This is a genomic window from Arthrobacter sp. B2060, assembly GCF_059090445.1.
In genome coordinates this window covers 71,811-94,973 of sequence record NZ_JBNHFR010000013.1, presented here as the reverse complement: position 1 = coordinate 94,973, position 23,163 = coordinate 71,811, and the positions used below count along the sequence as shown (strand labels likewise).

Below are 23,163 nucleotides of genomic sequence, written 5' to 3'. Positions count from 1 at the left end.
CTCTTTTCTTCATGACGCTCGCCCAGGAGGTCACCCCACATGCTTAGCCGAATCGCCGAGTCCCTTTTCTGGATCGGCCGCTACGTTGAACGGGCCGACGGAACAGCCCGCATCCTGGACGTCCACCTCGAGCGCCTGAACCACCTGCCCACCGAGGAGCGGCGCAGCGTCGCCCGCGAACTGCTCGCCGTCATGGGGGCGCGCCCGCAGAGCGAGGACTTCGGCCTTGAGGAGCTCCTGCACGCCCTCGCCTATGACAAGCACAGCGCCACATCCATCGCCGGCTCACTCGGCGCCGCCCGTGAGAACGCCCGCCGCGCCCGTGAGACCGTGTCATCCGGCCTGTGGGAAAGCCTGAACACGACGTACTACGGCCTGAACCAGCACCGCAAGGACGTCGTGGGCACCTACCGGTTCTGCCACTGGGTGCTGGAACGCACCGCGATGGTCAGCGGCCTGGCGGACACGACCGTCAGCCACGACGACAGCTGGCTGTTCCTTGCTCTCGGCCGGTCCCTGGAGCGGGCCGACATGACGGCCCGCATGCTCTCCACCCGTGACGTCCTCTCGGCAGGCATGTCCTGGGTGAACATGCTGCGCTGCGCCGGCGCCTACGAGTCCTTCCTGCGCACACGCCGAGCCGCATTCGGGGACCGGCATGCCGCCGAGTTCCTCCTGCTGGACAGGCTCTTTCCGCGCTCCATCGTCTATGCCCTGCGGGACGCCGACGACTGCCTGGCTAAGCTGGACCCCTCGGCCCAGCGCGTCGGCTTCATTAACGATGCCCGCCGGATCGTGGGCCAGGCCCGCACCTTCCTCGAGTTCCACCGCACCGACGACCTCATGTCGGAGCTCCCGGAGCACATGGAGCGCGTGCAGAAGGCTGTCTCGCAGGCTTCGGACGCCATTTCGCGTAAGTACTTCAATCAGGCGGACGAACTGGCCTGGGTGGGAGAAGTTTCATGACCCGGCTAAGCATCATCCACAAGACCGGCTACAAGTACAACAAGCGGGTGACCCTCTCCTATAACGAGGCCCGTATGACGCCGCTGACGGACCCGCAGCAGGTGGTGCTGGAGTCCTCGATGAAGGTTTCCCCGTCGCAGGCAGCCGTGAGCAGCTACCGCGACTACTGGGGCACCCGGGTCACCGCGTTCGACATGCAGATGCCCCATGAACACCTCGAAGTGCTGTCCACCACCACCGTCGAGGTGCACCGCCTGGACCGCGTTCCGTCGGAAGCGGACATCGTCGGCTGGGACGTCCTGGCTTCACCGGAGCGCCTCAACCAGTTCAGCGACTGGGTTCCGCAGTCCCAGCTCACCGGCCCCGGCGAGGAGGTCCTGGACATCATTCCCGGCGTCGTTGCGGGAAAGAACCCGCACGAGGCCGCCATGGCGATCTTTGAGTGGATGCGCGGCGAGATGACCTATATGAAGGGCACCACGGGCGTCACCACCAACGCGGAGCAGGCCTGGAGCCAGCGGCAGGGCGTCTGCCAGGACCTGGCCCACCTGGCCATCGGCGGACTGCGCAGCTGCGGGATCCCCGCCAGGTACGTGTCGGGGTACCTTCACCCGCGGTCGACGGCGGACATCGGCGAGTCCGTTGCGGGCCAGTCCCACGCGTGGCTGGAATGGTGGGACGGCGCATGGCGCAGCTGGGACCCCACGAACCACAAACCGGCCGGGGATTTCCACGTGACCGTGGCCCGCGGCCGGGACTACCGGGATGTCCCTCCGCTCAAGGGCATCCTGTCCGGCGGGGGCGGCTCCACGCTCAGTGTAAGCGTGGAAATCACGCGGCTCGCGTAGCCCGACGTGGCAGCCTGCGCCGCGCAGGGTTACTTATTCGGGGGCGGACTTCACGGCTCCGCTGAGTTGTGTCCACCACGTCAGAGGCGGAGTGACCTTAAAGCGCCTGCCCGTCACGGAGTCCGGAGTGATTCTGACGAAGTGGTCTTTCTGTCCCGCCTGCCAGGGGAAAAGGAAGAGGGATGCGGAGTCCAGAATTTCCTCTGTACCCTTCAGCGCCGCCGCTCTTCCCTTGACCACCACGCTCCACGCCATTCCGGATGTTACGTCCACACTAGGTCCCGGCAAAGCACCTCGACGGGAGCTTCGGCTACCAGGGGCTGGGCTTGTAGTCCTTCAGGAAGACCCCGTACTGGTCCTCGCCGTTCTCGCCCATGACGATGGGGTCATAGACCCTGGCCGCGCCGTCCACGAGGTCGAGCGGGGCATGGAAGCCTTCTTCCATGAGCCGGACTTTGGTGTAGTGCGGCCGTTCGTCGGTGATCCAGCCGGTGTCCACGGCCGTCATGAGGATGCCGTCGGTGTCCAGCATCTCCTGGGCGCTGGTGCGCGTCATCATGTTCAGGGCGGCCTTGGCCATGTTCGTGTGCGGGTGGCCCGGACCCTTGTACGCGCGGGAGAACTGTCCCTCCATGGCGGAGACATTGACGATGTACTTCCGCCGTGCCGTGGAGCGCTTCATCGCGTCCCGCAGCCTGCTCACGAGCAGGAAGGGGGCGGTGACGTTGCACAGCTGCACCTCGAGCATCTCCAGGGGATCCACCTCGTCAACCACCTGCGTCCAGCTGTTGATCGTGGCGAGGTCCGGGACGAGGCCCCCTGCGTCGATGGCAGTGCCGGACGCTATGCGTTCCAGGGACGCGGAACCCGTGGACAAGGCCAGTGACGTGATGGCGTCACCGGCGAGGACCGGGTGCTCCGTGACGCTGCTGGCAATCGCGAGCGGGTGCTTGTCATGGGCATGGCCGAAGGTGACCAGCTCCGGGCCGCCGTTCGCCGCCTCCAATGCGGCCGGCAGGGGCTCGTCCTCGGCGTCCACCAGCGGTTTGTACGCGTTGCCGGACCGGCGGACGGTCTGGGCCGCGTTGTTAATGATGATATCGAGAGGGCCGGCCGCGTTCAGGGAATCCGTGAGTGCCATGACCTGGGAGGGGTCGCGCAGGTCGATGCCCACGATCTTGAGCCGGTGCAGCCAGTCCGCGCTGTCCTCCATGGCAGCGAAACGGCGCGCGGCGTCCTTCGGGAAGCGCGTGGTGATGGTGGTGTGGGCGCCGTCGCGGAGCAGGCGGAGCGCGATGTACATGCCGATCTTGGCCCGGCCGCCCGTGAGCAGGGCGCGGCGTCCGGTGAGGTCGGTCCGGGCGTCCCGTTTGGTGTGGCTGAAGGCCGCACACTCAGGGCAGAGCTGGTGGTAGAAGGCATCCACCTGGGTGTAGTGCCGCTTGCAGATGTAGCAGGGCCGGGACCTGATCAGGTGGCCGGCCACTTTGCCGGTAGCCGACGGCGCCAGCTTATTGCCCCGTGTCTCGTCGTCGATCCGGTCGGGCGCAGCCGTGGCGGTCTGGGCGATGACGGCGCGGTCAGCCTCGGCTATGAGGTCACGCTTGGTGACCCGGCGGTGCCGCTTGACTGCCTTGAACATCTTGCCGGTGGCGCGGCGCACCGAGACGTAGTCAGGGTGCTCCTCGTCATAGACGTGGATGGTGTTTAAAACCTTGAGGCAGGCCTGAATCTCTTCAGGCGTCAGATCGGAGGAGCTCATTGGTCTGATTTTACAGCCTGTTGAGGCTCGGGCCCGCCTCAAGGTTGCCGGGACAACCGCCCGGCGAAGATGGTGGCGGGCAGCTACCTCGAGGAAGAGTCAGAGGTGACGGCAGCCGCCTGGGCCTGACCTGCATGGTTCACGGAATCACGGACCTCGGGGTAGTTTTCCGTCGCGGCCTTCACGGCGTTGGGCACCAGGTGCAGGTTGGCCGCCGAAAGCTTCCGCTCGGCCTCGTCGGGCTCGGGCACAGCCTGGCCCTTGGAGAGCACGGTGATGCCGGAATCGGTGACCTTGAAGCCTCGGGCGCGGTCCAGCTCCGGGTCGAGACCGATCGCGGCGCCGGCGGGAACCTTGACGTTCTTGTCGATGATGGCCCGGCGCACCACGGCGCCCTCGCCGATCTGTACCTTGTCCATCAGCACAGAATCCACCACGCGGCTTGCCGTTTTCACGTAGACGTCGTTGGACAGGACCGAGCCTTCCACGATGCCGCCCGAGATGACCACGCCGGCGGCGACGATCGAGTCGAGGGCTGTTCCCACAGTGTTGTTGGCGCCGCGGACGAACTTGGCGGGCGGGGCGATGCTCTGGCGTGTGTAGATCGGCCATTCGGAGTTGTACAGGTTGAACACCGGAAGCGGGGAGATCAGGTCCATGTGGGCGTCGTAGAAGGAGTCGATCGTGCCGACGTCGCGCCAGTAGGTGCGGTCCCGTTCGGTGGATCCCGGGATGTCGTTGAGCGTGAAGTCGTAGACCCCGGCCTCACCCTGGTTGACGAAGTAAGGGATGATGTCGCCGCCCATGTCGTGCTTCGTGTCGAGGCGTTCGGCGTCGACGTGCAGGGCGTCCACAAGGGCGTCGGCGTCGAAAACGTAGTTGCCCATCGAGGCCAGGAACTGGGTGGGGTCGGCAGCCAGGCCGGGAGTCGAAGCCGGCTTTTCAACGAACGCCGCGATCTTCTGCGGGTCTTCGGGGTCCACCTCGATGACGCCGAACTGGTTGGCCATGTTCAGTGGCTGGCGGACGGCGGCGACCGTTGCCTTCGCGCCGCTCCGTACGTGCTGCTCCACCATCTGCGCGAAGTCCATGCGGTAAACGTGGTCCGCGCCAACGACGACGACGATGTCCGGGTTGGCGTCGTGGATCAGGTTCAGCGACTGATAGATGGCATTAGCGCTGCCCAGGAACCAGCTCTTGCCCACGCGCTGCTGTGCAGGGACGGAGGCGACGTAGTTGCCGAGCTGCGTGGACATCCGCCAGGTTTCGGAGATGTGGCGGTCCAGGCTGTGGGACTTGTACTGCGTCAGGACCACGATCTGCAGGTAGCGGGAATTCACCAGGTTGGACAGCGCGAAGTCGATCAGCCGATAGCTTCCGGCGAAGGGCACGCCGGGTTTAGCCCTGTCCGCCGTCAATGGCATGAGACGGTTTCCCTCGCCGCCCGCGAGGACAATAGCCAGGACTTTCTTATTCAACGGCATGTGGTCGCTCCTGTACGCCTTCGTATCTTCCCCAAAAGTCCGGCACGCCCGGACTCCTTCACACTAGAACAGTTCAACCGTAACGACTACCTTGGGTACCGTGCGAATAGACATTGTGACTAAAGAATTCCCGCCGGAGATTTATGGTGGCGCGGGCGTCCATGTAGCCGAGCTGAGCCGGGTCCTGGCCCAGCACGTCGATCTGGAGGTGCGTGCCTTCGGTGCGCCCCGGGACGCCGACTACCACGGGGCGAACGTGACCTCCTACTCCGTGCCCGAGGATCTCGGCTCCGCGAATGCCGCCGTCCAGACGCTTGGCGTGGATCTGCGCATCGTCCCGGACATTCAGGGCGCCGATCTTGTGCATTCGCACACCTGGTACGCCAACATGGCCGGACACCTGGCAGCGTTGCTGCACGGCATTCCCCATGTGCTGAGCGCACACAGCCTGGAGCCGCTGCGCCCGTGGAAGGCCGAACAGCTCGGCGGCGGCTACGCCCTCTCCTCCTGGGTGGAAAAGACCGCCTATGAGGCCGCGGCCGCCATCATTGCCGTGTCCGAGGGCATGCGCCAGGACATTCTGCGCAGCTACCCCGACGTCGATCCTGCCAAGGTCAAGGTGGTCCACAACGGCATCGACGTCAGCCTGTGGAACCGGGATGAGAACCACGACGCCGTCCGTGCCCTCGGCATCGATCCGGACCTGCCCAGTGTGGTGTTCGTCGGCCGCAACACCAGGCAGAAGGGTGTTCCGTACCTCCTGCGCGCTGCCGCAAAGCTCCCCGCCGATGTGCAGCTCGTGCTGTGCCTGGGTGCAGCGGACACCCCCGAACTTGCTGCGGAAACTGCGCGGCTGATCGAGGAACTTCAAAGCCAGCGCAGCGGTGTGGTGCTTATCGAGCGGATGCTTCCCCGCAACGAACTCATCCAGGTCCTGAGCCACGCCACGGCTTTTGCCTGCCCGTCTATCTACGAGCCCCTCGGCATCGTGAACCTGGAAGCCATGGCCTGCGGCGCTGCCGTCGTGGCCAGCGCGACCGGCGGAATCCCCGAAGTTGTGCAGCACGGCGAGACCGGGCTGCTGGTTGACATCGAACAGGTCACCGACGGCACGGGTACTCCGCTGGATCCGGAGAAGTTCGTCAGCGAGTTCGCCGCGGCCCTGACCGAAGTCGTCTCTGATCCGGAACGCGCCCGCGCCATGGGTCAGGCCGGAAGGCGCCGGGCCGAGGAACATTTCTCGTGGGAGTCCATCACCGAGACCACCCTCGACGTCTACCGTTCCGTCCTCAAGTAGTCCCAGAGCAGTAAAAAGCCCGACGGCGGCGCTCCCTTCAGGTGGGAACGCCGCCGTCGGGCTTTAACCGCCGGTCAGGAAGACCGGGCGTCCCTGGCCTTCCGGGCGAGCACCGACTTTTCGTCCACCGGCGCGCTGCCGCTGGCGCGCTGGGCACGATAGAACTCCCGTGCTTCGTCCTGCCGGACCCTCTCGGCTCCGGTGGCAATCGCGGCACGCAGGTGGTCCTGGCCGTAACAGAAGGCGTCAACCAGGTCGAGGGCGTGCGGCCGGAGCTTCACAAGCAGCCGGTTGATGTATCCGCCCACCGTCCGTGCCCGCTGCATGGACAGCCTGCCGTTCATCAGGTACCAGGACAGGTTCTTCTCGATCAGGGACAGACCGAACAGGTCCCTGAGCCACGTGAGCACGGTCCTGGTTCCGGGATGCGTGCAACGGGTGAGGGCGTCGGTGAAGGCCTCCCACTGCAGGAGTTCGGCGTGGGCCTGTGCGGCGTCGATCAGCTCGTTCTGGTGCCGGTTGAAGACTGCGGCGGCTTCCTTTTGGGGCAGCTTGCTGGCTCCCCTGAGGGCGGTGCCCGCCTCAGCGACCATGCTCTGGACGCGGTCGGTGAGCAGGGCACGCTGGCTTTCCTCGTCCCGGAGTGCGATGGCGGCCTTCTGCGGCAGCCCCGTATCAGCCACGAACTGCGCGACTCCCCGCAGGCCGGTGCGGTGGACAGCGGTGCCGGCCGCCTGGTTGACCACGTAGCGGGCCAGAACACCGAAATTGACGTTGCGGAATTCCTTGGCGTAGTCGGCGAGCAGCCGCTTGGCCACGAGCTGCAGCAGGACGGTGTTGTCCCCTTCGAACGTGACATAGACGTCGAGGTCGGCGCGGAGCGAGGCCAGGCGGTTCTCGATCAGGAACCCGGCTCCTCCGCATGCCTCGCGGCATTCCTGCAGCGTGTCCAGGGCGTGCCATGTGCTGAGCGGCTTCAGGGCCGCCGCCAGGGTCTCGAGGTCCTGGCGGTCCGCGTCGGTGTCGTGCGCGCCGGAGAACACATCATCGAACTTTTGCAGCAGCTGCTCGTGGGCGAAGGCCGCGGCGTAGGTGGTGGCCAAGCGTGTGAAGAGCCGGCGCTGGTGCCGCTGGTAGTCAAGGAGCACCTCTTCGTCGGTGGGCGAAGAGGAATTGAACTGGCGGCGTTCAGTGGCGTAGGTGATGGCTGTCTTGAGGGCGAGCTTGGACGCGGCCACGGCGGCGCCGTCGAGGCTGACCCTGCCCTGGACGAGGGTGCCGAGCATGGTGAAGAAGCGACGGCCGGGGCTGGCGATGGGGGAACTGTAGTTGCCCTCGGCGTCCACGTCCCCGTAGCGGTTCAGGAGGTTGGTCCGCGGGATGCGGACGTTGCTGAAGTGCAGGCGGCCGTTATCGATGCCGTTAAGGCCGCCTTTGATGCCGTCGTCCTCGCCGCCGATTCCGGGCAGGAACTCCTTCGTGGCGGGGTCACGGAGATCCATATAGAAGGCGTGCACCCCGTGGTTCACGCCGCGGGTGACCAGCTGGGCGAACACGACTGCCCCCAGACCGTCAATGGCGGCGTTGCCGATGTAATCCTTCCAGGCCGCCCGGAATGGCGTGTTGATCACGAATTCCTGCGTGCCGGCGTCGTACGTGGCGGTGGTGGCGATACTTGCCACATCCGAGCCGTGCCCCGTCTCCGTCATGGCGAAGCAGCCGGGGATGTCCAGGTTCATGATCCCGGGCAGCCATCTCTGGTGATGTTCCTCGGTGCCCAGATGCAGCACGGCGGAACCGAAAAGGCCCCACTGCACGCCCGCCTTGATCTGCAGCGACGGGTCGGCGGTAACCAGCTCCTCGAAGCCTGCAATGTTGGCGCCGTGGTCGTCGGACCCTCCGAGCGCGGCCGGGAAGGCGCGGTGGACGGCGCCGTGGTCCACCAGGTAGCGGAGCTGTCCGAACGTGCGCCGCCGGTGTTCGGTGTGGGTGAGGCCCTCGGTCTTGTGCAGTTCAGGGCGGGCGGCCAGTTCACGGGCCTGCCGCCGGACGTCCGCCCACTTGCCGAGCATCTGCTCGCCCAGTGCGGCCACGTCGACGGCGGGCGGCGACGTCGGGATCCTGCCGCCAGCACTGGCGCTCGTGGCAGTGCCCGCCGGTGCGGGGCGGAAGGATGCGCCGCTGCGGCGGTCCGCTACTTCAGTCATGTCGATTCCTTCGTTGGTTCGGACAATTCGGGGTTTACTGATCGGATTCTTGGGTGTCGGCGAGTTCGGGGGCGATGCCAACACACAGCCACGCCGTAATCTGGCGGGCCATGGCTTCGTGGTCAGGCTTTGCAGGGGAGTCCGGGCTGGCCAGCCAGCGTTCCCCGGCATTGCGGACCAGCCCAATGGCGGCCGTGGGCCAGTAGCCGATGACCGACTCCTTGCCGGCGCCGAGATGCGTGCGCATTGGCCGGGCGATCATGTCCGCGATGGAGTCGAAGAAATGGCCCAGCGCCCCTGCCGTGGCGATGGTGGTCTGGCCCCCGTCCTGCTCGGCTGCCGGGTAGCGCGTCACGAACGTGTAGACGTTCGGGCTTGTTTCAGCCATCTGGAGGTACGCGGACACCATGGCGAAGAGGCCTTCGCGGGGAGTCTGGGCCGCCTGTACAGCTTCCTGCATGCGCCGCTGCATCTGGCTGAGCACCACTTCGCCCACCGCCTGCTGAAGCCCTGCCTTGTCTCCGAAGTACCGGTAGAAGACAGACTTCGATGTTCCGGCAGCGGCTGCGATCTCCTCCATCGAGGCATCGCTGCCGAGGGCGTGGACTGCGCGCCGGGCGGACTTGATGAGTTCCCGCCGCCGCTCCTCGCGGTGGGACTGCCAGCGGGAGGCCCGGCCGTCGGCAGCAGGCGCGGCCTCGGAATCTCCAAGAGGAAGGTCGATGTTCACGATACTCAGCGTATCAGGTACGCTGAGTATCGATAACCTAGCCCGGATCAAAGGAGACAGCCCATGTCCGTCGATGGACAGTCAGTAACTGGACCAGAAGGCACCATCAGCCCACAGCCTGCGTCTTCACTGCCCGGACTCGGGAAGCCACATACGCCTCGCCGCGCCGTGGTGGTCGGCGGCAACCGGATTCCCTTTGCCCGCACGGGAGGGGCCTACACAAAGTCCTCCAACCAGGACATGCTCACGGCCGCCCTGGATGGACTGATTGCGCGCTTCGGGCTGCAGGACGAGCGGATCGGCGAAGTCGCCGCGGGAGCCGTGCTCAAGCATTCGCGGGACTTCAACCTGACGCGCGAGGCCGTCCTGGGTTCCGCGCTCTCTGCAGAAACGCCTGCCTATGACCTGCAGCAGGCATGTGCCACCGGGCTGGAGACAGTGATGGGCCTGGCAAACAAGATCAAGCTGGGGCAGATCGAGTCGGCCATTGCCGGCGGCGTCGACTCGGCGTCCGATGCCCCAATCGCCGTGAGCGAGGGCCTCCGGGAAGTGCTGCTGGATCTCAGCCGTGCGAAGACCATGCCGCAACGCCTGCGGATCCTTGCCCGCCTGCGGCCCAAGGATCTTGCCCCCGATGCGCCGAACACGGGCGAGCCCCGGACCGGCCTGTCCATGGGGGAGCACCAGGCCCTGACGACCGCCCAGTGGAAAATCTCCCGGGAGGCACAGGACGAACTGGCCTACAACAGCCACCGCAACCTTGCGGCCGCCTACGACGCCGGATTCTTCGATGACCTCCTCACCCCCTACCGCGGACTGAGCCGGGACTCGAATCTTCGGCCTGACACCACACTTGAGAAGCTTGCCTCCCTGAAGCCCGTCTTCGGTCGGAGCCTCGGGGCAGAGGCCACCATGACGGCCGGCAACTCCACGCCGCTGACCGACGGCGCCTCCACTGTCCTCCTTGCCTCCGAGGAGTGGGCGGACCAGCACGATCTGCCCAAGCTTGCCGCCGTCCTGGACGGCGAAGCCGCCGCCGTGGACTTTGTGCACGGGAAGGACGGCCTGCTCATGGCCCCTGCCTTCGCCGTACCCCGCCTGCTGGCCCGCCATGGCCTGACGCTTGACGACATCGACTACTTCGAGATCCACGAGGCCTTTGCCGGAACCGTCCTGAGCACGCTGGCAGCCTGGGAGGACGAGGAATTCGGACGCACCCGGCTCGGACTGGATGGAGCCTTCGGCAAGGTAGACCGATCCAGGCTCAATGTCCACGGATCGTCGCTTGCGGCGGGCCATCCGTTCGCCGCTACGGGCGGACGAATCGTTGCGTCACTCGCCAAACTGCTGCACGAGAAGGGCACCGTTAACGGGCGTCCCGCGCTCGGACTCATCTCCGTCTGCGCCGCCGGCGGCCAGGGCGTAGTGGCACTCCTGGAAGCACAGTAGGGGATCCTGATGACAGACACTTACACGCGGCTGGTCAGCAAGGGCGTCGGCCGGGACGTCGCGAAGAAGCTCGGTCTTCCGCAGCCTGCCGTGCTACGACGCTACGAACCCGGCCAGCCGCTCATCGGTGGCCCGGTCCTTGTCGAGGGATCGAGCCCGGGGGCAGAAGAGCTCGCTGCCGAGCTTCTCTCCTGGGATCTGGACATACGCCGGCACGCAGTCCCGGGGGAAAGGCTCGGCGGGATCGTGCTGGTCCTGGATGACGTAGCCACACCGGACGATCTCGAAAAGCCGGTCCTGACGGCCGCATCCTCCTTGCGTGACCTGGCACCAAATGGACGGGTGGTCACCGTTTCGCGCGCTTCCGACGGCGGCACTCCGGCCCTTGCCGCTGCCAGGCAGGGGGTTGACGGGCTGCTCCGCTCACTGGCAAAGGAACTGCGGGCCGGTGCCACCGGCAACGGCATCCTCCTGGCGGACGGCGTCACAACCACGGCGCCCGCGGCACTAGGGGCACTCCGCTTCTTCCTCTCTGGCCGGTCCGCCTATGTGGACGGCCAGTTCGTCCGCATCAGTTCAACGTCGGGCGAACTCCCCGCCGACGTCGACAGGCCGCTCGCCGGCAAGGTCGCCGTCGTCACCGGAGCCGCGCGTGGCATCGGAGCCGCGATAGCGCGAACGCTGCACAGGGACGGCGCGACCGTGGTGGCGGTCGATATTCCGGCCGCGGGAGACCACCTCGCCGGCGTTGCGAACGAAATCAAGGGTACGGCGCTGCAGCTCGACGTCAGCCGGGAGGATGCGGGCCAACGGATTATTGACCACGCCGTCGGGCGACACGGTCGGCTGGATATCGTGGTCCACAACGCCGGCATCACGCGGGACAAGCTGCTCGTGAACATGGACCATGGCCGTTGGACTTCGGTGCTGGCAGTGAACATCAACGCGCAGCTTCGAATCAACGAGGCCCTGCTGGCATCCGAACATTTCCGTGCCGCTCCGCGGATCGTCGCTGTGGCCTCGACCACCGGGATAGCAGGCAACCGGGGCCAAACGAACTATGCCGCCTCCAAAGGCGGGGTGATCGGGATGGTGCGTGCCACGGCTCCTTTGTTGGCGGGCTACGGCGGCTCGATCAACGCGGTGGCACCGGGATTCATCGAAACCGAGATGACAGCACGCATGCCTTTTGCCACGCGGGAGATCGCACGGCGGCTCAATTCGCTGCAGCAGGGCGGACGCCCGCAGGATGTGGCCGAGGCGATTGCATTCCTCGCCAGCGACGCCGCCGGAGGCATTTCCGGTGAAGTGCTGCGGGTATGCGGACAGCAACTGGTGGGTGCATGAATCCCGGCCAGCCCGTCATCCTGGGCGAAATGCCGTCCCTCTCAAAGCTGTACGTGAACGCGGCCGCAGGGGCTGCCCGGCGCCGACTCCTGGGCTCCCACACGGATGCCGACCTGCCCGCGGCGGGCCATGAAGTGCGGGGCGTGCGGGTTGACGTCGGGAACCTCACCGCCTTTCAGCATCTGGTTGGCGAAACGGCGAGCGACGTGCTGCCCGCAGGGTTCCTCCACGCCATGGCGTTCCCCGTCGCCCTGAGCGTCATGAACCGGGAAGACTTTCCCTTGCCGCTGCTGGGTATGATTCACCTTCGCAATGTCGTTGAGCAGGTCCGCCCGGTCCGGTTCACGGAGTCACTGGACATCAACGCCCGGGCCGAAGCGCTTCGGGCGCACCGGGCCGGAACGCAAGTGGACATTGTTGCCGAGGTCCACAATTCCGGGGACGAAACCGCCTCGTGGAGGGGCGTTTCCACGTATCTCGCCAAGGGCGTCTACCTTCCGGGAATCGACAAAGCGTCGGCCGATGCGCGGACGGAGCAGTTCACGGCTCCCGACCCCACAGCTGTTTGGCAGTTGGGAGTCGATGCGGGGCGGGCCTATGCCGCGGTGTCCGGGGATTTCAATCCCATCCACCTCAGCGTGCTGTCCGCCAAAGCGCTGGGCCTGCGGCGGTCCATTGCGCACGGCATGTACCTGGCGTCGCGTGCTCTGGCGGATGTCGGCGCGGTCAAAGGCGATTCCTTCCGGTGGGACGTTGCCTTTGACGCGCCGGTGTTCCTCCCGGCGCGGGTGGCCCTCGATATTTCCACGGTTCACGCGGAGGGAGCCGCCTGGGTGCGCTCTGACTACGTGGCCTGGAACGCGCGCTCCGGACGAAAGCACTTTAGCGGATCGGTGGCGTCGCTGTAGGGCCGGCCGCGGCCGCCAACGGGAGGCCTCCTAGAGGCCCTCTGCTTCAACCGCACGCAGTATGCGGTGCAGGCTCAACAGAATGGATTCAGCGGCGCCGGGGGCCTCGGCGTCGGCGTCCTCCGAGACGATCCGGGCCCTGAGGGTGTCAAGGGCAGCATGTGCCGCCGTGCTCAACTCGGCCTGCCGGTCGGCGTCCTCCGCCTCGTCGGAGAGCGCCTCCCCGACGGCGGCGAGCGCCTTGGCGAGCGGCTCACTGTACGGAAGCGGGATGGTGAACTGCATGTCCTTGTTCCAGATGACCGCCGCGAGCACCTCCGTGATGTCCTGGATGTAGAACGTGACGCGTTCCAGGTCGCGGAGGTTGCGGTAGTCCAGGTCCATGTCACGGGGGTGGAAGCGGCGGCGGGGGTTGGCTTCCCTGCTTGCGTCTGCCTTCTGGACGGCGTCCCGGACGGACCTCGCCGACCGTGCCAGTTCCTCTGACCGCATGGACCAGTCCTCATGCTCCGGCGGCCACTTTTCGTGGACAGCCGCTCCCATGTCTTCCAGCTGGCGGGCCAGGGCAAGCCGCAACTCGGTGAGGCTCAGAGCTGCCGCGTTGAAATGAAGCGGCGGGAAAACGAGCAGGTTCACGAGGACGCCGACGGCAACGCCGACCCCCATCTGGAACAGGTAACCGAACGAGAAATCGTCAGGATTGTTTCCGCCTACCAGCAGGACCAGCAGCGCTGCCGTGGGAATCCAGTCCCGGCCGGCCCCCAGGCGGGGGAGGCCTGCCAGCAGCACCCCAAGGGCCATGACGATGCCAATTGACAGCGGGGTGGCACCGAAACTGAAGAGGAGGAAAGCCAGCCCAATTCCCGCGGCAAGGCCCACGAGTGTCTGTAGGCCCTGGCGCATCGAACCGGCGACATTTTCGTACATGGCCACCAAGGCGCCCAGCGGGGCGTAGTACGGGTACTGGGCCGCGGCTCCCGGCATGTGGGGAGCGATGAGAAAGGCGAGGCCGGCAGCCAGGCCGGCTTTGGCCGCCAACTGCAGCCGGGGCGCCGTAAGGACACGCCTTGCATTCGTGGCCGTTGCCCGCCCGATCCGCCGCGTCCAATGCCCGTCGGCTGAGGTCTCCTTCTTCAGGGTGCTCACCGGGCCAACCTTAGAATGGCGGGCGGGCACTGACAAATGGATGTCAGCCCGCTCCGTGCCCGGGGGGTACTTCTTCCCCTGCGTGGACCGGCCCCGGGGGAGTGCCCTCGCCGAACGGGCGCCCGCCCAGTGCTTCCCGGCCGTGCGGAGTCAGCCAGCCTGACAGTTCGGGTCCTGCGGGGACGATGCCCGTCGGGTTGATGTCCTCGTGCACGATGTAGTAGTGCTGCTTGATCTGCACGAAGTCGATGGTGTCCCCGAACCCCGGAGTCTGGAACAGGTCCCGGGCATACGCCCACAGATTTGGCATCTCGCTGAGCTTGTTCCGGTTGCACTTGAAATGCCCGTGGTAAACGGCGTCGAACCGCACGAGGGTCGTGAAGAGCCGGACGTCGGCTTCGGTGACAGCTTCACCCACCAGATACCGCTGATCCGCCAGCCGTTCCTCCAGCCAGTCGAGGGCCGTCCAGAGGCGGGCGTAGGCGGCGTCGTAGGCTTCCTGGGAGCCAGCGAAACCGCACCGGTAGACGCCATTGTTGACTTCGGTGAAGACGCGCTTGTTCACGCCGTCGATTTCTTCGCGAAGGTGTTCCGGGTAGAGCTGCGGGGCGCCAGGGCGGTGGAATGCGGTCCACTCGGTGGAGAAGTCCAGGGTTATCTGGGGGAAGTTGTTGGTCACCACTGCGCCGCTGGCGACGTCGACGATGGCGGGGACGGTAATGCCGCGCGGGTAGCCCGGGAACCGCCGGAAGTACGCTTCCTGCAGGCGTTCGATGCCGAGGACCGGATCCTTCCCGTCCGGGTCAAGGTCGAAGGTCCAGGACCGGGCATCGTGGGTGGGTCCTGGCTGGCCCAGCGAGATGGCGTCCTCCAGGCCCAGCAGGCGGCGGACGATGACCGTCCGGTTGGCCCATGGGCAGGCCCGGGCAGCAATCAGCCGGTAGCGGCCCGGTTCCACCGGCCAGCCCGGCTCACCGTTTGGCCCCGCGTCACCGTTTTGGGTGATCCGGTCCTCGATGTAGGTTGAGTCCCGGTTGAACTCTCCGCCTGTGACGTAGGCGCCCCTGGTGCTGTGTTCGTTGACGGTGGTGGCCTTCTCGTTCATGGACCCAGACTATGTGCCCGCTGCAAAGACGCGCGACATGGGTTGCCAGGCGACGAGCCAGGATGCGGCCACCACCAGGGAGAAAAGGACGATCCAGACTGCTGAGGGAACAGCCGTGGCCCGGTACAGGATGTAGGCGTCCGAGGTCCGCAACTGATCCCGGCGGCGGAGGTGCACGTTCGTGAGCTTGGCCAGGTCCCGGACGGAGGCCACGAGCAGTGCCAGCCCCAAGACAATGGCCACGTGCCCGGTAAACACTGCCGGTACCCCGAGGATGAGTGCTCCCGTGGCGGCGACTGCGGCGAGCAGGATGAGCACTCCGGCCGCGTTGCGGATGAAGATTAGCGACGCCAGCAGAACAAGGAGCCCGGCGGACATGGCAGCGGGGCCCCAGCCATTGAACCCGGCCCATACCAGTCCGGCTCCCGTCATGCCCGGGACGGGATACCCCCAGAATCCGGACCACACTGCGGCCAGGCGCCCGCGCGTATAGGAGGTGGTGGAGCCGGAATGGTTGAGCCTCAGCCTGATGCCGCCCAGCCGCTGACCGCTGGTCAGTGCCGCGAAAGCATGTCCCAGCTCATGCGTTACCGTGGCGAACAGGCCGAAGTACCGCCAGGTGGCGGCAGGGACAGAAAGCACGACGGCGGCCAGGACCACGGCGAGCAGTTCAGTAACGGTCACGATGGGAACCTCGGCCCGTGCAAAGCCGGCGGCAACACGGTCCCACCATTGTTCGGGCAGGGTCGGGACAGTTGCGGCAAAAGTAACCATAGGATTCAAGGCTACCGCCGGAAGGCTGGCGTCAATGTTCACCGGAGGCTTTAGGGTGCACGATGGAATCAACACCGCCCGTACACAACCGCAACTGATGGATAAGGAAGATAAGACCATGTTGAAGGAACGCCTGCACGCAGATGTGGTCGCGCACATGAAGGACGGCAACAAGGTGGCTCTCACCACCGTGCGCAATGTTCTGGGCGAGATTGAAACCCGCGAAAAGTCCGGCAAGACGCCGGTGGAGCTGGATGACGCCCAAATCACAGCACTGCTGCAGAAGGAGGCTGCGAAGCGCCACGAGACCGCCCGGATTTATACGGAAGCCGGGGAGAACAGCCGCGCCGCGGCGGAAATTGCCGAAGCCGACGTTATCGAGGCCTACCTGCCGAAGCCCCTCACCGCCGCAGAAGTGGAAGCAATCGTCGATGAAGAGATACAGGCACTCAAGGCCGGCGGCGCGGAGCTGTCGATGAGGCAGATGGGCGCCGTGATGAAGCCCGTAACGGCCAGGGTCGCCGGGCGTTTCGACGGCAAGGCCGTCAGCGAGATCGTTCGTTCCCGCCTGGCCTAGGCCCGGGCCATGCTGAGACTCGACGCGCCTGCCGAATGGGAGGAGGATTTAAGTACACCCACACTAAGGAGGTCGGTGATGTGCTATTCATCGTGCGAGGGGTGGAACTACAGGAAAGATCGCGCCCGGAAATCCGAAGATCGCCGGGAGACGAGGCCCGATGAGGCCCCGGAGCCCCAGGTGCAGGCGGAGGAATCCAGGATGTGGGCCTACCTCGCCCAGTTGGAGAAGAACGCCGCTGATCAGCCTGACCGGATCAGCGAAAAAGTCTAGGCAGTGACGTCGAAAGGCCCCGCACATGCGGGGCCTTTCGACGTCGGGCTATTCGAGGATTCTCTTCTTGACGAATGCCAGATACTCCCCGGCTGCTTCATCGAATCCGAAATCCTGCCAGTACGCCTTCAGGGCCGACTTGGCCTGTTCGTACTCCGGTGTGCCTTCGGCGGGGGAGTCACCACTGTTTGCCGGGACGGCGTGCGCTACCACCAGGTCCACGGAGCGGCCGACTGTTTCAAGGATGGCGTGCAGGATGGTGTAGCCCATACGGTCACCGCGGTACTCCGGGAGGATCTCGAGGGTGGAGACAACCATCAGGTCGCCGCCGTCCTGCAGGTACTCAGTGACCAGGTCTGGACGCTCCTGTGTCAACATTTCAGCGATGCGCGCCATCTCCGGGTCCGCGCCATCCGTGGTGACGAAGAGATTGATCATGCCGGCCTTTGGGACAACCTGGACGACGGCCTCGCCCACCTGGATCTCTTCTTCCCCCTCCCCGCCGGGTTCAGCCAGCGGGCCGGCAGCACTGACGGTGACTTCCCAGCGCATGGGATAATCCCGGGGAACATGCTCCATGCCTGGAAAGCCGCGATAGCGGAGCCTGTACTCAAAGGTCAATGATTCCGGATCAATCACGGTCATGACACTCCTTGGGTTGGCAGCGGCTTCGCTTACACGGGCAGTCTATGCGGGGAACGGGTCTTCAGGAACGGACGCCGGGACGTGTTACAGAGACGCGCTGCCCTCACGGGACGTGCGCGGGCTGTCTGGGTGGCGTCTGTTGCCAAAGTGACTTGGGAGGTCCACAGTGAATTACGTCACATTCAGGCCGGGAGGCCGGCCTGGGCTCCGTGAGGGGCTGTAGCTGCTGTGGAGGTCATTATGAGCACGACTTCTGACGAACTGTACGACGTAGCTCCCGAGAGCGACCAGCCTGCGCTCAAGCGGGTCCTCGGACCAAAGCTCCTGCTCCTGTTCATTGTCGGGGATATCCTCGGCGCCGGCGTCTATGCGGTCACCGGAACCATGGCCGGCCAGGTCGGCGGCATTGTCTGGCTGCCATTCCTGCTCGCGTTCGTCGTCGCGACGCTGACCGCATTCTCCTACCTTGAGCTGGTCACCCAGTACCCGCAGGCGGCGGGCGCGGCGCTCTACACGCACAAGGCGTTCGGGATCCACTTCGTCACATTCCTCGTAGCGTTCGCCGTCGTGTGCTCCGGTATCACCAGCGCCTCGACCTCAGCGAACGTCCTTGCCCAGAACTTCTTCGGGGGTCTGGAGATCAACGGCTGGATGGGCCTGCCCGGCAGGGAGACCATTACTGCGGTTGCCATGGGCTTTATGCTGCTGCTCGCGGCGATCAACCTGCGCGGCGTGGGGGAGAGCGTGAAGTTCAACGTGGTGCTCACCCTCGTGGAGATGATCGCGCTGTGCATCGTGATCGGCGTCGGCTTCTTCGTGCTGACGCAGGGGACCGGGAATGCAGGCGAAATCTTCGTATTCAACGATTACCAGGACAAGGGACTGTTCCTGGCCGTCACGGCGGCCACCTCCATTGCGTTCTTTGCCATGGTGGGCTTCGAGGACTCCGTGAACATGGTCGAGGAGACCAAGGAACCCGAGAAGATCTTTCCGCGGACCATGCTCACCGGCCTCGGCATAGCGGTGCTCCTCTATATGCTGGTGGCCGTTTCCGTAGTCAGCGTGCTCTCGCCCACCGAGCTTGAGAACATCCGCGAGGCCGAGGGCGCGGCGCTCCTCGAGGTGGTGCACAAGGGCTCACCGGACTTCCCGATCGACCGGATCTTCCCGTTCCTGGCAGTGTTCGCCGTCGCCAATACCGCGCTAATCAATATGCTCATGGCCAGCCGCCTGATCTACGGCATGGCCAACGCGCGCGTCCTGCCGCGGCCGCTGGGAAAGGTGCTGCCGGTCCGCCGGACCCCGTGGGCGGGCATCCTGTTCTCCACTGTCCTCGCGCTGGGGCTGATCTGGTACGTCAGCAGCGATCCGGAGAGCAATATTGTCGCCAACCTTTCGGGCACGACGGCGTTCCTGCTGCTGTGCGTGTTCACCGTGGTCAACGTGGCCTGCTTGGTGCTTCGCCGCAAGAGGGATCCAAACCGTAAGGTGTTCTTCACATCGCCCGGGCAGCTGCCGTTGTTGGCGGCCCTGCTGTGTGCCTTCCTCGCGGGTCCGTGGGTGGGCCGGAATCCCATCCAGTACCAGGTGGCGGGAGGGTTGATGGCCCTCGGTATCTTGCTGTGGTTCATCACCTGGCTGATCACCAGGAAGACCAACACCGGGCCGGACGAACCCGCCGATACACGCCGAAGCGGCCATCCGTGATGTCGTGATGTTTGGCTTCGGATTAGGAACGGGAGCGGGCAGGCTCTGAGGCGCGGTCGATCTTCACATCGAAGTCCAGGAGTGAGTCATGGGCGGCGAGCCGGTGAATCAGGTACGCGCGGAGCTGGGCGTTGGTGGCCGTGTGCGCGCCGGGAAGGGCCTCGCCGTTGAGGAGGGCGTAGGTGTCGCCGATGTGGAACACCGACAGGAAGCAGTCCTCAAGCGCATCCGTCTGAAGGTTCAGAACCGTGTCGCGGAAGTTGCCTTGCGCGCCCTTTCTGGGCATAGTCGTCACCGAAAATGTCACTGTGTTTGCCATGGAGCTGATGATCCTTTTAATGCCTCGGGTGCGGGGGGTCGCTTTCCCGGCCATTCGATAGGCTAACTGTTGCTGCCGGCGAAGATAACCCTTACCGAGCAGTAAGTTGTGAAAGACTCCGAGGTTAAGGCCGCTTGGCGGGCCAGGCTGCCCAGCCGTCAGGAATCTCCCGGAGCCGGGCCTTTCCGCTGCGCAGCAGGTTGGCGGGGACAGGTCCGGGGTCACCCTGCCCGCTTTCAGATGCGGAACCGTCGGGTGCCGTCAGCGCGTAACCGAGCCACCGCCGTCGCCATCCCACCGGGTAGCGTTCGCTGTATCCGCCGGCGGCAACCCCGAGGACCAGCAGTTCCAGCCGGGCCGCTGCGGATTCGGCTGTTTCGTCGCATGCGTCGCAACTGCAAGGCGGAAAAACGAAATCGTGGAGGACTCCGGCGTGGACGATCACGGCAGGATGATCAATCAACATGAAGGTCAAGGGTGCCGCCCCGTGCCTTCGAGGCGTCACGCGCACTGACTGCACGACGCCGTCTGGCTGCCTCAGCAGGTCGGCTGCGGTGGCGGGACTGGCGTCCGTATCTGCGTCGTAGGCTGCCGTGAGATGGTCGATGAGGGCGCGGGCGACGATGTGCAGGCCATCGAAGCGTTCGGGATGGCTGATCACGCTGTAAGAATCGGGGGAGGGGCCGTCCTCGCCCCATCGCTGTCCGTACGGGATGGCCGCTCCGTCAGGGGAGTAGTACGTCGTGGAGGGCAGCGGCGGGCGGGTATAGCCAGGTGTCTCTGAGTCACGCGGCGCCGGTCCGGTCCAATCCCCATCTTCCCCCATTTGGCCATCCTAGTTCCACGGCGTCAGGGGAACTTCCCGTCACGTTTGCGCGCGGCGTAATCAGCCGCCGGGCGGGCTCATGACCAGAAGTCAGCCGCTTTGGCACTGTCCTCCAGGAACTCATACACCTCCATGACTTTCCCATCCGAAAGCTTGAACACCAGCGCAGCCCTTTGGTCCAACGGGGTGCCGTTGCGCTCAGCGTGGTTTCTTTGGAATCCAACCGTGTGGTTATCCCCTCCGATGACGTCGTCAAGGGTCACTTTGATCGTCCCATTGGATCGCGAGGCCAGTTCGCCGAAGTAGGCCAGTATCGCGTCCCGGCCTTGCTTGTCTCCGGACAATCCGCCGCTGCCTCCGACATGCCAGACAGCATCCTCCGTGAAGAGTGTCCGGAGTGTGTCCATATCGCCTGCGCTGAACGCTTCATAGCCGCGCCGCACCACCGCAGCGTCTTCCTGTGCTCCCATTTGAGGGACCTCCGTCGTCATTGTCGGGTTCCAGCGAGGAAAGGTTAAGCCCGGACGGCGGGGTTGTCGATAGGCGTTTGGGACCCATGGGGCCTTGTCCCCATTGCACCGGGTCCCGGGCCTAAAGCACGATGGGTCGGGAACATCTCTAGGGGGAAGAATGGCTTTATATGGGGCTGACGTCCAACCACTCAAAGAGCTCTCGAAGCTCTTGGCTTCGGGGTCGGCGCGGCTGTCCGGAAGGGCCCGGGAACTGGACTCGCTCATCAGCCAAAGCCAGTACTGGCAGGGCCAGGACGCCAAAAAGTTCACGGCCGAGTGGCACGGACGACTACGTCCGCTGATGGTAAAGGCTTCCCAGGACATTGAAGAGGCCGCCAAGAAAGCCCTGCAGAATGCCGAGGAGCAGTCTTCGGCCTCCACCGGTGGGACGTCTGCTTCGACAACGGGAATCGGGATACAGACCGCCAGCACGAGGGACGCCAGCCAGGGGCAGCCGGACAGACCCACTCCGGAAGAAATTCTGAAGCAGTACCAGGTGGGCGATGCCGAGACCACGGAATGGCCCTCCGACTGGGACCCGCTTCGCTTGGTCGTCGATCAGAAGACGGTCACTGAGAAAGAGGCGGAACTGCTCAACGGGCTGGGCCCACTGGAATTGGATGCCTTCAAGGACATCCATGACGACGCTTTTGAGCAGGCGGATGCCCGCTTCGAGAGCGTCGACCGGAATGATGATCAGAACGATGCTTTCCGGCACGCTTACTGGAACGCTCTCATGGTCAAGGAGTACGGTGCCGAGTGGGCCGAGGATTACGCCACCGCCCATGAACAGCTCCCAGGCAACCCCGGCCCCCGCGAGGCTATGGAACCTGTACAACAACGAGGTGGGCAGAAACATCGCGGTAGCCAATCCGGATGCGAGCGCAGAGGAACTGGCCGACCTGATCGAAAAGGCGGTTAAGAATGGAGACACCGTAGTGGTTGGCCCGGACCTGCTCCCGCAACCCTCCAACGAGGTCCCTCCGGAGAAGACGGGGGATGCCGGTGATGCTCCACCGGTCAACGGTCAGGACCCGGAGTTCAACGACGAGTCCAGGACCACATCATGACGCTTCCCTTGCAGCGGCCGAATGTCCGGCTGCGCCTGCTGACCCTGCTTTGCCTTGTCCTTGCCTGCGCTTTGGCAGGATGTTCAATTGGAGGAAACACCATGCCCGAAGCAAACGACACGCTGGACGGCCGGGTTCTGGATGCAGCCGCAAACGGTGCGGAGCTCCGGCTCGCCGATGCCACCGATTTCGATTGGGACCAAGCAGGATTCGTCACCGAGGGGACGCCGGCATCGGACATCGAGGCAGCCTTCGGCGACCCTGTCAGCAAGGAGAAGCGGTACACGGCGTCACCTGCGCTGTTCATCTTCCTGAAGGACGGCAAAGTGACGAAGGCCGTCCGTATCACGCCCGACGCGTTCTTTGGCGCTCAGTCACTTAAGAAGTACGGACGCGACGTAGTACTCGCGCCAGCCCAAGGCAGCAAGGGTTTCCTGAATTGGCGCGAATGAAGCACGTCTGAATGCTCAGCGTTCTATTGTGTGCGGCACACCATATGGGAACCCTGCGGCACCTCCAGATCGAAGTGAGCGGAAGCCCTCAGTTCTGAGGGGTCGGGGTTTCGCGGCATCAGGTTGCCCCCGGATTTTCCAACGTCTCCAGTCCATGCTGGTGGTGTCCTGAAGGTGAAGGTAGCCGCGAACCCTCAGCTCAGGCCTTGCCGGGTCCGGAAGCATTCCCCCCATGGCGCCGGACCCGGCTACCGGCCCGGGATACTCTAGGCCCGGCCGCCCTCGTGGAGGGTCAGCCTGGACGTCTTGGACATCCTGACAAGCACTGCCGCGGCATCGGGAAGCCTCCGAACCGCCAGCCTGTCCTCCAACTGCCGGCAGTAGTGCTCCATCCGTACAGCACCTGCCATTGCAGAGGTGACTTTCAGGCTCACGACCGCTTCTTTTGACGCTTCCACATCGCTGCTGGTGAGCCCGCCTATAACCCTGGACACCCGCGTCGGCAGCAGGTCAAGGTACTCGGCAAAGAATCTTTGTGCTGCCGTATTCCCGGCGTCGTCAGCGAGGACCAGCAGCGGCTCGGGGTCCAGGACCGGCAGGGACTCATCCATGACTGGCGTCATATCCCTCCGGCGTGCGGAGGACGGTTCTGCCTTATCTACCCGTTCCATTCGAAGCACCGTCCCTTAATAGTTCAACCGCAGTGCTGCTGCACGACTCTCTACATAATCTTCCCGACGAACATCAAGAAATTGTGCC

The 23,163-nt window shown here is 65.0% G+C and carries 24 protein-coding genes; 11 read left to right on the top strand and 13 right to left on the bottom strand.

Annotated features, from left to right (window positions below):
* The first annotated feature begins 39 nt into the window (after positions 1-39).
* Both AC5RUM_RS19290 and AC5RUM_RS19285 read left to right on the top strand, forming a co-directional pair.
* On the top strand, positions 40-966 hold the full coding sequence (locus tag AC5RUM_RS19290; RefSeq protein ID WP_400576406.1) for an alpha-E domain-containing protein: 927 nt from the start codon (positions 40-42) through the stop codon (positions 964-966).
* Positions 963-1,814, top strand: coding sequence for a transglutaminase family protein (locus AC5RUM_RS19285; RefSeq protein ID WP_494036454.1), 852 nt, complete (start codon positions 963-965; stop codon positions 1,812-1,814). The genes AC5RUM_RS19290 and AC5RUM_RS19285 overlap by 4 nt, the downstream gene beginning before the upstream one ends.
* Positions 1,815-1,847: 33 nt before the next feature.
* Here AC5RUM_RS19285 and AC5RUM_RS19280 read toward each other — a convergent pair whose 3' ends face one another.
* The 3 genes from AC5RUM_RS19280 to glgC all read right to left on the bottom strand — a co-directional run bounded on the left by AC5RUM_RS19280 (position 1,848) and on the right by glgC (position 5,060).
* A complete protein-coding gene (locus tag AC5RUM_RS19280; RefSeq protein ID WP_494036453.1) occupies positions 1,848-2,087 on the bottom strand; it encodes a pyridoxamine 5'-phosphate oxidase family protein in 240 nt (79 codons plus the stop codon).
* A 37-nt stretch (positions 2,088-2,124) separates the two neighbouring features.
* A complete protein-coding gene (locus tag AC5RUM_RS19275) occupies positions 2,125-3,576 on the bottom strand; it encodes an SDR family NAD(P)-dependent oxidoreductase (RefSeq protein ID WP_494036452.1) in 1,452 nt (483 codons plus the stop codon).
* Between the two features lie 83 nt (positions 3,577-3,659).
* A complete protein-coding gene (glgC, locus tag AC5RUM_RS19270; RefSeq protein ID WP_494036451.1) occupies positions 3,660-5,060 on the bottom strand; it encodes a glucose-1-phosphate adenylyltransferase in 1,401 nt (466 codons plus the stop codon).
* A gap of 100 nt (positions 5,061-5,160) precedes the next feature.
* On the opposite strand from glgC, the gene glgA reads away from it, so the two are divergent.
* Positions 5,161-6,357 carry a glycogen synthase gene (gene glgA / locus AC5RUM_RS19265; protein ID WP_494036450.1) on the top strand — a complete coding sequence of 399 codons (1,197 nt, stop codon included), beginning with the start codon at positions 5,161-5,163 and terminating at the stop codon, positions 6,355-6,357.
* A 74-nt stretch (positions 6,358-6,431) separates the two neighbouring features.
* Here glgA and AC5RUM_RS19260 read toward each other — a convergent pair whose 3' ends face one another.
* Both AC5RUM_RS19260 and AC5RUM_RS19255 read right to left on the bottom strand, forming a co-directional pair.
* Positions 6,432-8,564 (bottom strand): acyl-CoA dehydrogenase family protein, encoded by a 2,133-nt coding sequence (locus AC5RUM_RS19260; RefSeq protein WP_494036449.1) that lies wholly within the window; start codon positions 8,562-8,564, stop codon positions 6,432-6,434.
* A gap of 34 nt (positions 8,565-8,598) precedes the next feature.
* A complete protein-coding gene (locus tag AC5RUM_RS19255; protein WP_494036492.1) occupies positions 8,599-9,303 on the bottom strand; it encodes a TetR family transcriptional regulator in 705 nt (234 codons plus the stop codon).
* Between the two features lie 54 nt (positions 9,304-9,357).
* Between AC5RUM_RS19255 and AC5RUM_RS19250 the strand changes: the two genes are divergently transcribed.
* From AC5RUM_RS19250 to AC5RUM_RS19240, 3 genes are read left to right on the top strand one after another with little or no spacing between them, the layout of a single operon-like run.
* A complete protein-coding gene (locus tag AC5RUM_RS19250; protein WP_494036448.1) occupies positions 9,358-10,743 on the top strand; it encodes an acetyl-CoA C-acetyltransferase in 1,386 nt (461 codons plus the stop codon).
* A gap of 9 nt (positions 10,744-10,752) precedes the next feature.
* Positions 10,753-12,090 carry a 3-oxoacyl-ACP reductase gene (locus tag AC5RUM_RS19245; protein WP_494036447.1) on the top strand — a complete coding sequence of 446 codons (1,338 nt, stop codon included), beginning with the start codon at positions 10,753-10,755 and terminating at the stop codon, positions 12,088-12,090.
* Positions 12,087-12,998 (top strand): MaoC family dehydratase, encoded by a 912-nt coding sequence (locus AC5RUM_RS19240; protein ID WP_494036446.1) that lies wholly within the window; start codon positions 12,087-12,089, stop codon positions 12,996-12,998. The genes AC5RUM_RS19245 and AC5RUM_RS19240 overlap by 4 nt, the downstream gene beginning before the upstream one ends.
* A gap of 30 nt (positions 12,999-13,028) precedes the next feature.
* On the opposite strand, the gene AC5RUM_RS19235 is transcribed toward AC5RUM_RS19240, so the two are convergent.
* From AC5RUM_RS19235 to AC5RUM_RS19225, 3 genes are all read right to left on the bottom strand, one after another.
* Positions 13,029-14,093 (bottom strand): FUSC family protein, encoded by a 1,065-nt coding sequence (locus AC5RUM_RS19235; protein ID WP_494036491.1) that lies wholly within the window; start codon positions 14,091-14,093, stop codon positions 13,029-13,031.
* Positions 14,094-14,187: 94 nt separating this feature from the next.
* Positions 14,188-15,249, bottom strand: a complete 1,062-nt coding sequence (locus AC5RUM_RS19230; RefSeq protein WP_494036445.1) for a glutathione S-transferase family protein — start codon at positions 15,247-15,249, stop codon at positions 14,188-14,190.
* A 9-nt stretch (positions 15,250-15,258) separates the two neighbouring features.
* Positions 15,259-16,023, bottom strand: a complete 765-nt coding sequence (locus AC5RUM_RS19225; protein WP_494036444.1) for a M50 family metallopeptidase — start codon at positions 16,021-16,023, stop codon at positions 15,259-15,261.
* 118 nt (positions 16,024-16,141) lie between these two features.
* Here AC5RUM_RS19225 and AC5RUM_RS19220 point away from each other — a divergent pair, with 118 nt between their 5' ends.
* Complete coding sequence (locus tag AC5RUM_RS19220) at positions 16,142-16,600, top strand: GatB/YqeY domain-containing protein (RefSeq protein WP_494036490.1); 459 nt, start codon at positions 16,142-16,144, stop codon at positions 16,598-16,600.
* 78 nt (positions 16,601-16,678) lie between these two features.
* Complete coding sequence (locus tag AC5RUM_RS19215) at positions 16,679-16,873, top strand: hypothetical protein (RefSeq protein ID WP_494036443.1); 195 nt, start codon at positions 16,679-16,681, stop codon at positions 16,871-16,873.
* Positions 16,874-16,921: 48 nt separating this feature from the next.
* Here the strand turns inward: AC5RUM_RS19215 and AC5RUM_RS19210 are convergent, their stop codons facing one another.
* Positions 16,922-17,518 (bottom strand): immunoglobulin domain-containing protein, encoded by a 597-nt coding sequence (locus AC5RUM_RS19210; protein WP_494036442.1) that lies wholly within the window; start codon positions 17,516-17,518, stop codon positions 16,922-16,924.
* 240 nt (positions 17,519-17,758) lie between these two features.
* Here AC5RUM_RS19210 and AC5RUM_RS19205 point away from each other — a divergent pair, with 240 nt between their 5' ends.
* A complete protein-coding gene (locus AC5RUM_RS19205) occupies positions 17,759-19,225 on the top strand; it encodes an APC family permease (protein ID WP_494036441.1) in 1,467 nt (488 codons plus the stop codon).
* A gap of 22 nt (positions 19,226-19,247) precedes the next feature.
* Here the strand turns inward: AC5RUM_RS19205 and AC5RUM_RS19200 are convergent, their stop codons facing one another.
* From AC5RUM_RS19200 to AC5RUM_RS19190, 3 genes are all read right to left on the bottom strand, one after another.
* Complete coding sequence (locus AC5RUM_RS19200; RefSeq protein ID WP_494036440.1) at positions 19,248-19,544, bottom strand: hypothetical protein; 297 nt, start codon at positions 19,542-19,544, stop codon at positions 19,248-19,250.
* A 124-nt stretch (positions 19,545-19,668) separates the two neighbouring features.
* A complete protein-coding gene (locus AC5RUM_RS19195) occupies positions 19,669-20,370 on the bottom strand; it encodes a DUF6226 family protein (RefSeq protein WP_494036439.1) in 702 nt (233 codons plus the stop codon).
* A gap of 77 nt (positions 20,371-20,447) precedes the next feature.
* Entirely contained in the window at positions 20,448-20,840 is a 393-nt protein-coding gene (locus AC5RUM_RS19190; protein ID WP_494036438.1) for a nuclear transport factor 2 family protein, read from the bottom strand.
* 211 nt (positions 20,841-21,051) lie between these two features.
* On the opposite strand from AC5RUM_RS19190, the gene AC5RUM_RS19185 reads away from it, so the two are divergent.
* Together AC5RUM_RS19185 and AC5RUM_RS19180 are read left to right on the top strand one after the other, a co-directional pair.
* Entirely contained in the window at positions 21,052-21,804 is a 753-nt protein-coding gene (locus AC5RUM_RS19185) for a DUF6973 domain-containing protein (protein WP_494036437.1), read from the top strand.
* Between the two features lie 249 nt (positions 21,805-22,053).
* Positions 22,054-22,404, top strand: coding sequence for a hypothetical protein (locus AC5RUM_RS19180; RefSeq protein ID WP_494036436.1), 351 nt, complete (start codon positions 22,054-22,056; stop codon positions 22,402-22,404).
* Between the two features lie 266 nt (positions 22,405-22,670).
* On the opposite strand, the gene AC5RUM_RS19175 is transcribed toward AC5RUM_RS19180, so the two are convergent.
* Positions 22,671-23,015 carry an Hpt domain-containing protein gene (locus AC5RUM_RS19175; protein ID WP_494036435.1) on the bottom strand — a complete coding sequence of 115 codons (345 nt, stop codon included), beginning with the start codon at positions 23,013-23,015 and terminating at the stop codon, positions 22,671-22,673.
* Between the last annotated feature and the right edge of the window lie 148 nt (positions 23,016-23,163).

What these genes read in the sequence shown, in the direction of transcription:
- AC5RUM_RS19190 (WP_494036438.1), bottom strand. Translation starts at nt 20,840, where the DNA reads ATGGGAGCACAGGAAGACGCTGCGGTGGTGCGGCGCGGCTATGAAGCG.
- AC5RUM_RS19205 (WP_494036441.1), top strand. Translation starts at nt 17,759, where the DNA reads ATGAGCACGACTTCTGACGAACTGTACGACGTAGCTCCCGAGAGCGAC.
- AC5RUM_RS19230 (WP_494036445.1), bottom strand. Translation starts at nt 15,249, where the DNA reads ATGAACGAGAAGGCCACCACCGTCAACGAACACAGCACCAGGGGCGCC.
- AC5RUM_RS19290 (WP_400576406.1), top strand. Translation starts at nt 40, where the DNA reads ATGCTTAGCCGAATCGCCGAGTCCCTTTTCTGGATCGGCCGCTACGTT.
- AC5RUM_RS19285 (WP_494036454.1), top strand. Translation starts at nt 963, where the DNA reads ATGACCCGGCTAAGCATCATCCACAAGACCGGCTACAAGTACAACAAG.
- AC5RUM_RS19220 (WP_494036490.1), top strand. Translation starts at nt 16,142, where the DNA reads ATGTTGAAGGAACGCCTGCACGCAGATGTGGTCGCGCACATGAAGGAC.
- AC5RUM_RS19225 (WP_494036444.1), bottom strand. Translation starts at nt 16,023, where the DNA reads ATGGTTACTTTTGCCGCAACTGTCCCGACCCTGCCCGAACAATGGTGG.
- AC5RUM_RS19250 (WP_494036448.1), top strand. Translation starts at nt 9,358, where the DNA reads ATGTCCGTCGATGGACAGTCAGTAACTGGACCAGAAGGCACCATCAGC.
- AC5RUM_RS19175 (WP_494036435.1), bottom strand. Translation starts at nt 23,015, where the DNA reads ATGGATGAGTCCCTGCCGGTCCTGGACCCCGAGCCGCTGCTGGTCCTC.
- AC5RUM_RS19240 (WP_494036446.1), top strand. Translation starts at nt 12,087, where the DNA reads ATGAATCCCGGCCAGCCCGTCATCCTGGGCGAAATGCCGTCCCTCTCA.
- AC5RUM_RS19260 (WP_494036449.1), bottom strand. Translation starts at nt 8,564, where the DNA reads ATGACTGAAGTAGCGGACCGCCGCAGCGGCGCATCCTTCCGCCCCGCA.
- AC5RUM_RS19200 (WP_494036440.1), bottom strand. Translation starts at nt 19,544, where the DNA reads ATGGCAAACACAGTGACATTTTCGGTGACGACTATGCCCAGAAAGGGC.
- AC5RUM_RS19195 (WP_494036439.1), bottom strand. Translation starts at nt 20,370, where the DNA reads ATGGGGGAAGATGGGGATTGGACCGGACCGGCGCCGCGTGACTCAGAG.
- AC5RUM_RS19180 (WP_494036436.1), top strand. Translation starts at nt 22,054, where the DNA reads ATGCCCGAAGCAAACGACACGCTGGACGGCCGGGTTCTGGATGCAGCC.
- AC5RUM_RS19275 (WP_494036452.1), bottom strand. Translation starts at nt 3,576, where the DNA reads ATGAGCTCCTCCGATCTGACGCCTGAAGAGATTCAGGCCTGCCTCAAG.
- AC5RUM_RS19210 (WP_494036442.1), bottom strand. Translation starts at nt 17,518, where the DNA reads ATGACCGTGATTGATCCGGAATCATTGACCTTTGAGTACAGGCTCCGC.
- AC5RUM_RS19245 (WP_494036447.1), top strand. Translation starts at nt 10,753, where the DNA reads ATGACAGACACTTACACGCGGCTGGTCAGCAAGGGCGTCGGCCGGGAC.
- AC5RUM_RS19215 (WP_494036443.1), top strand. Translation starts at nt 16,679, where the DNA reads ATGTGCTATTCATCGTGCGAGGGGTGGAACTACAGGAAAGATCGCGCC.
- glgC (WP_494036451.1), bottom strand. Translation starts at nt 5,060, where the DNA reads ATGCCGTTGAATAAGAAAGTCCTGGCTATTGTCCTCGCGGGCGGCGAG.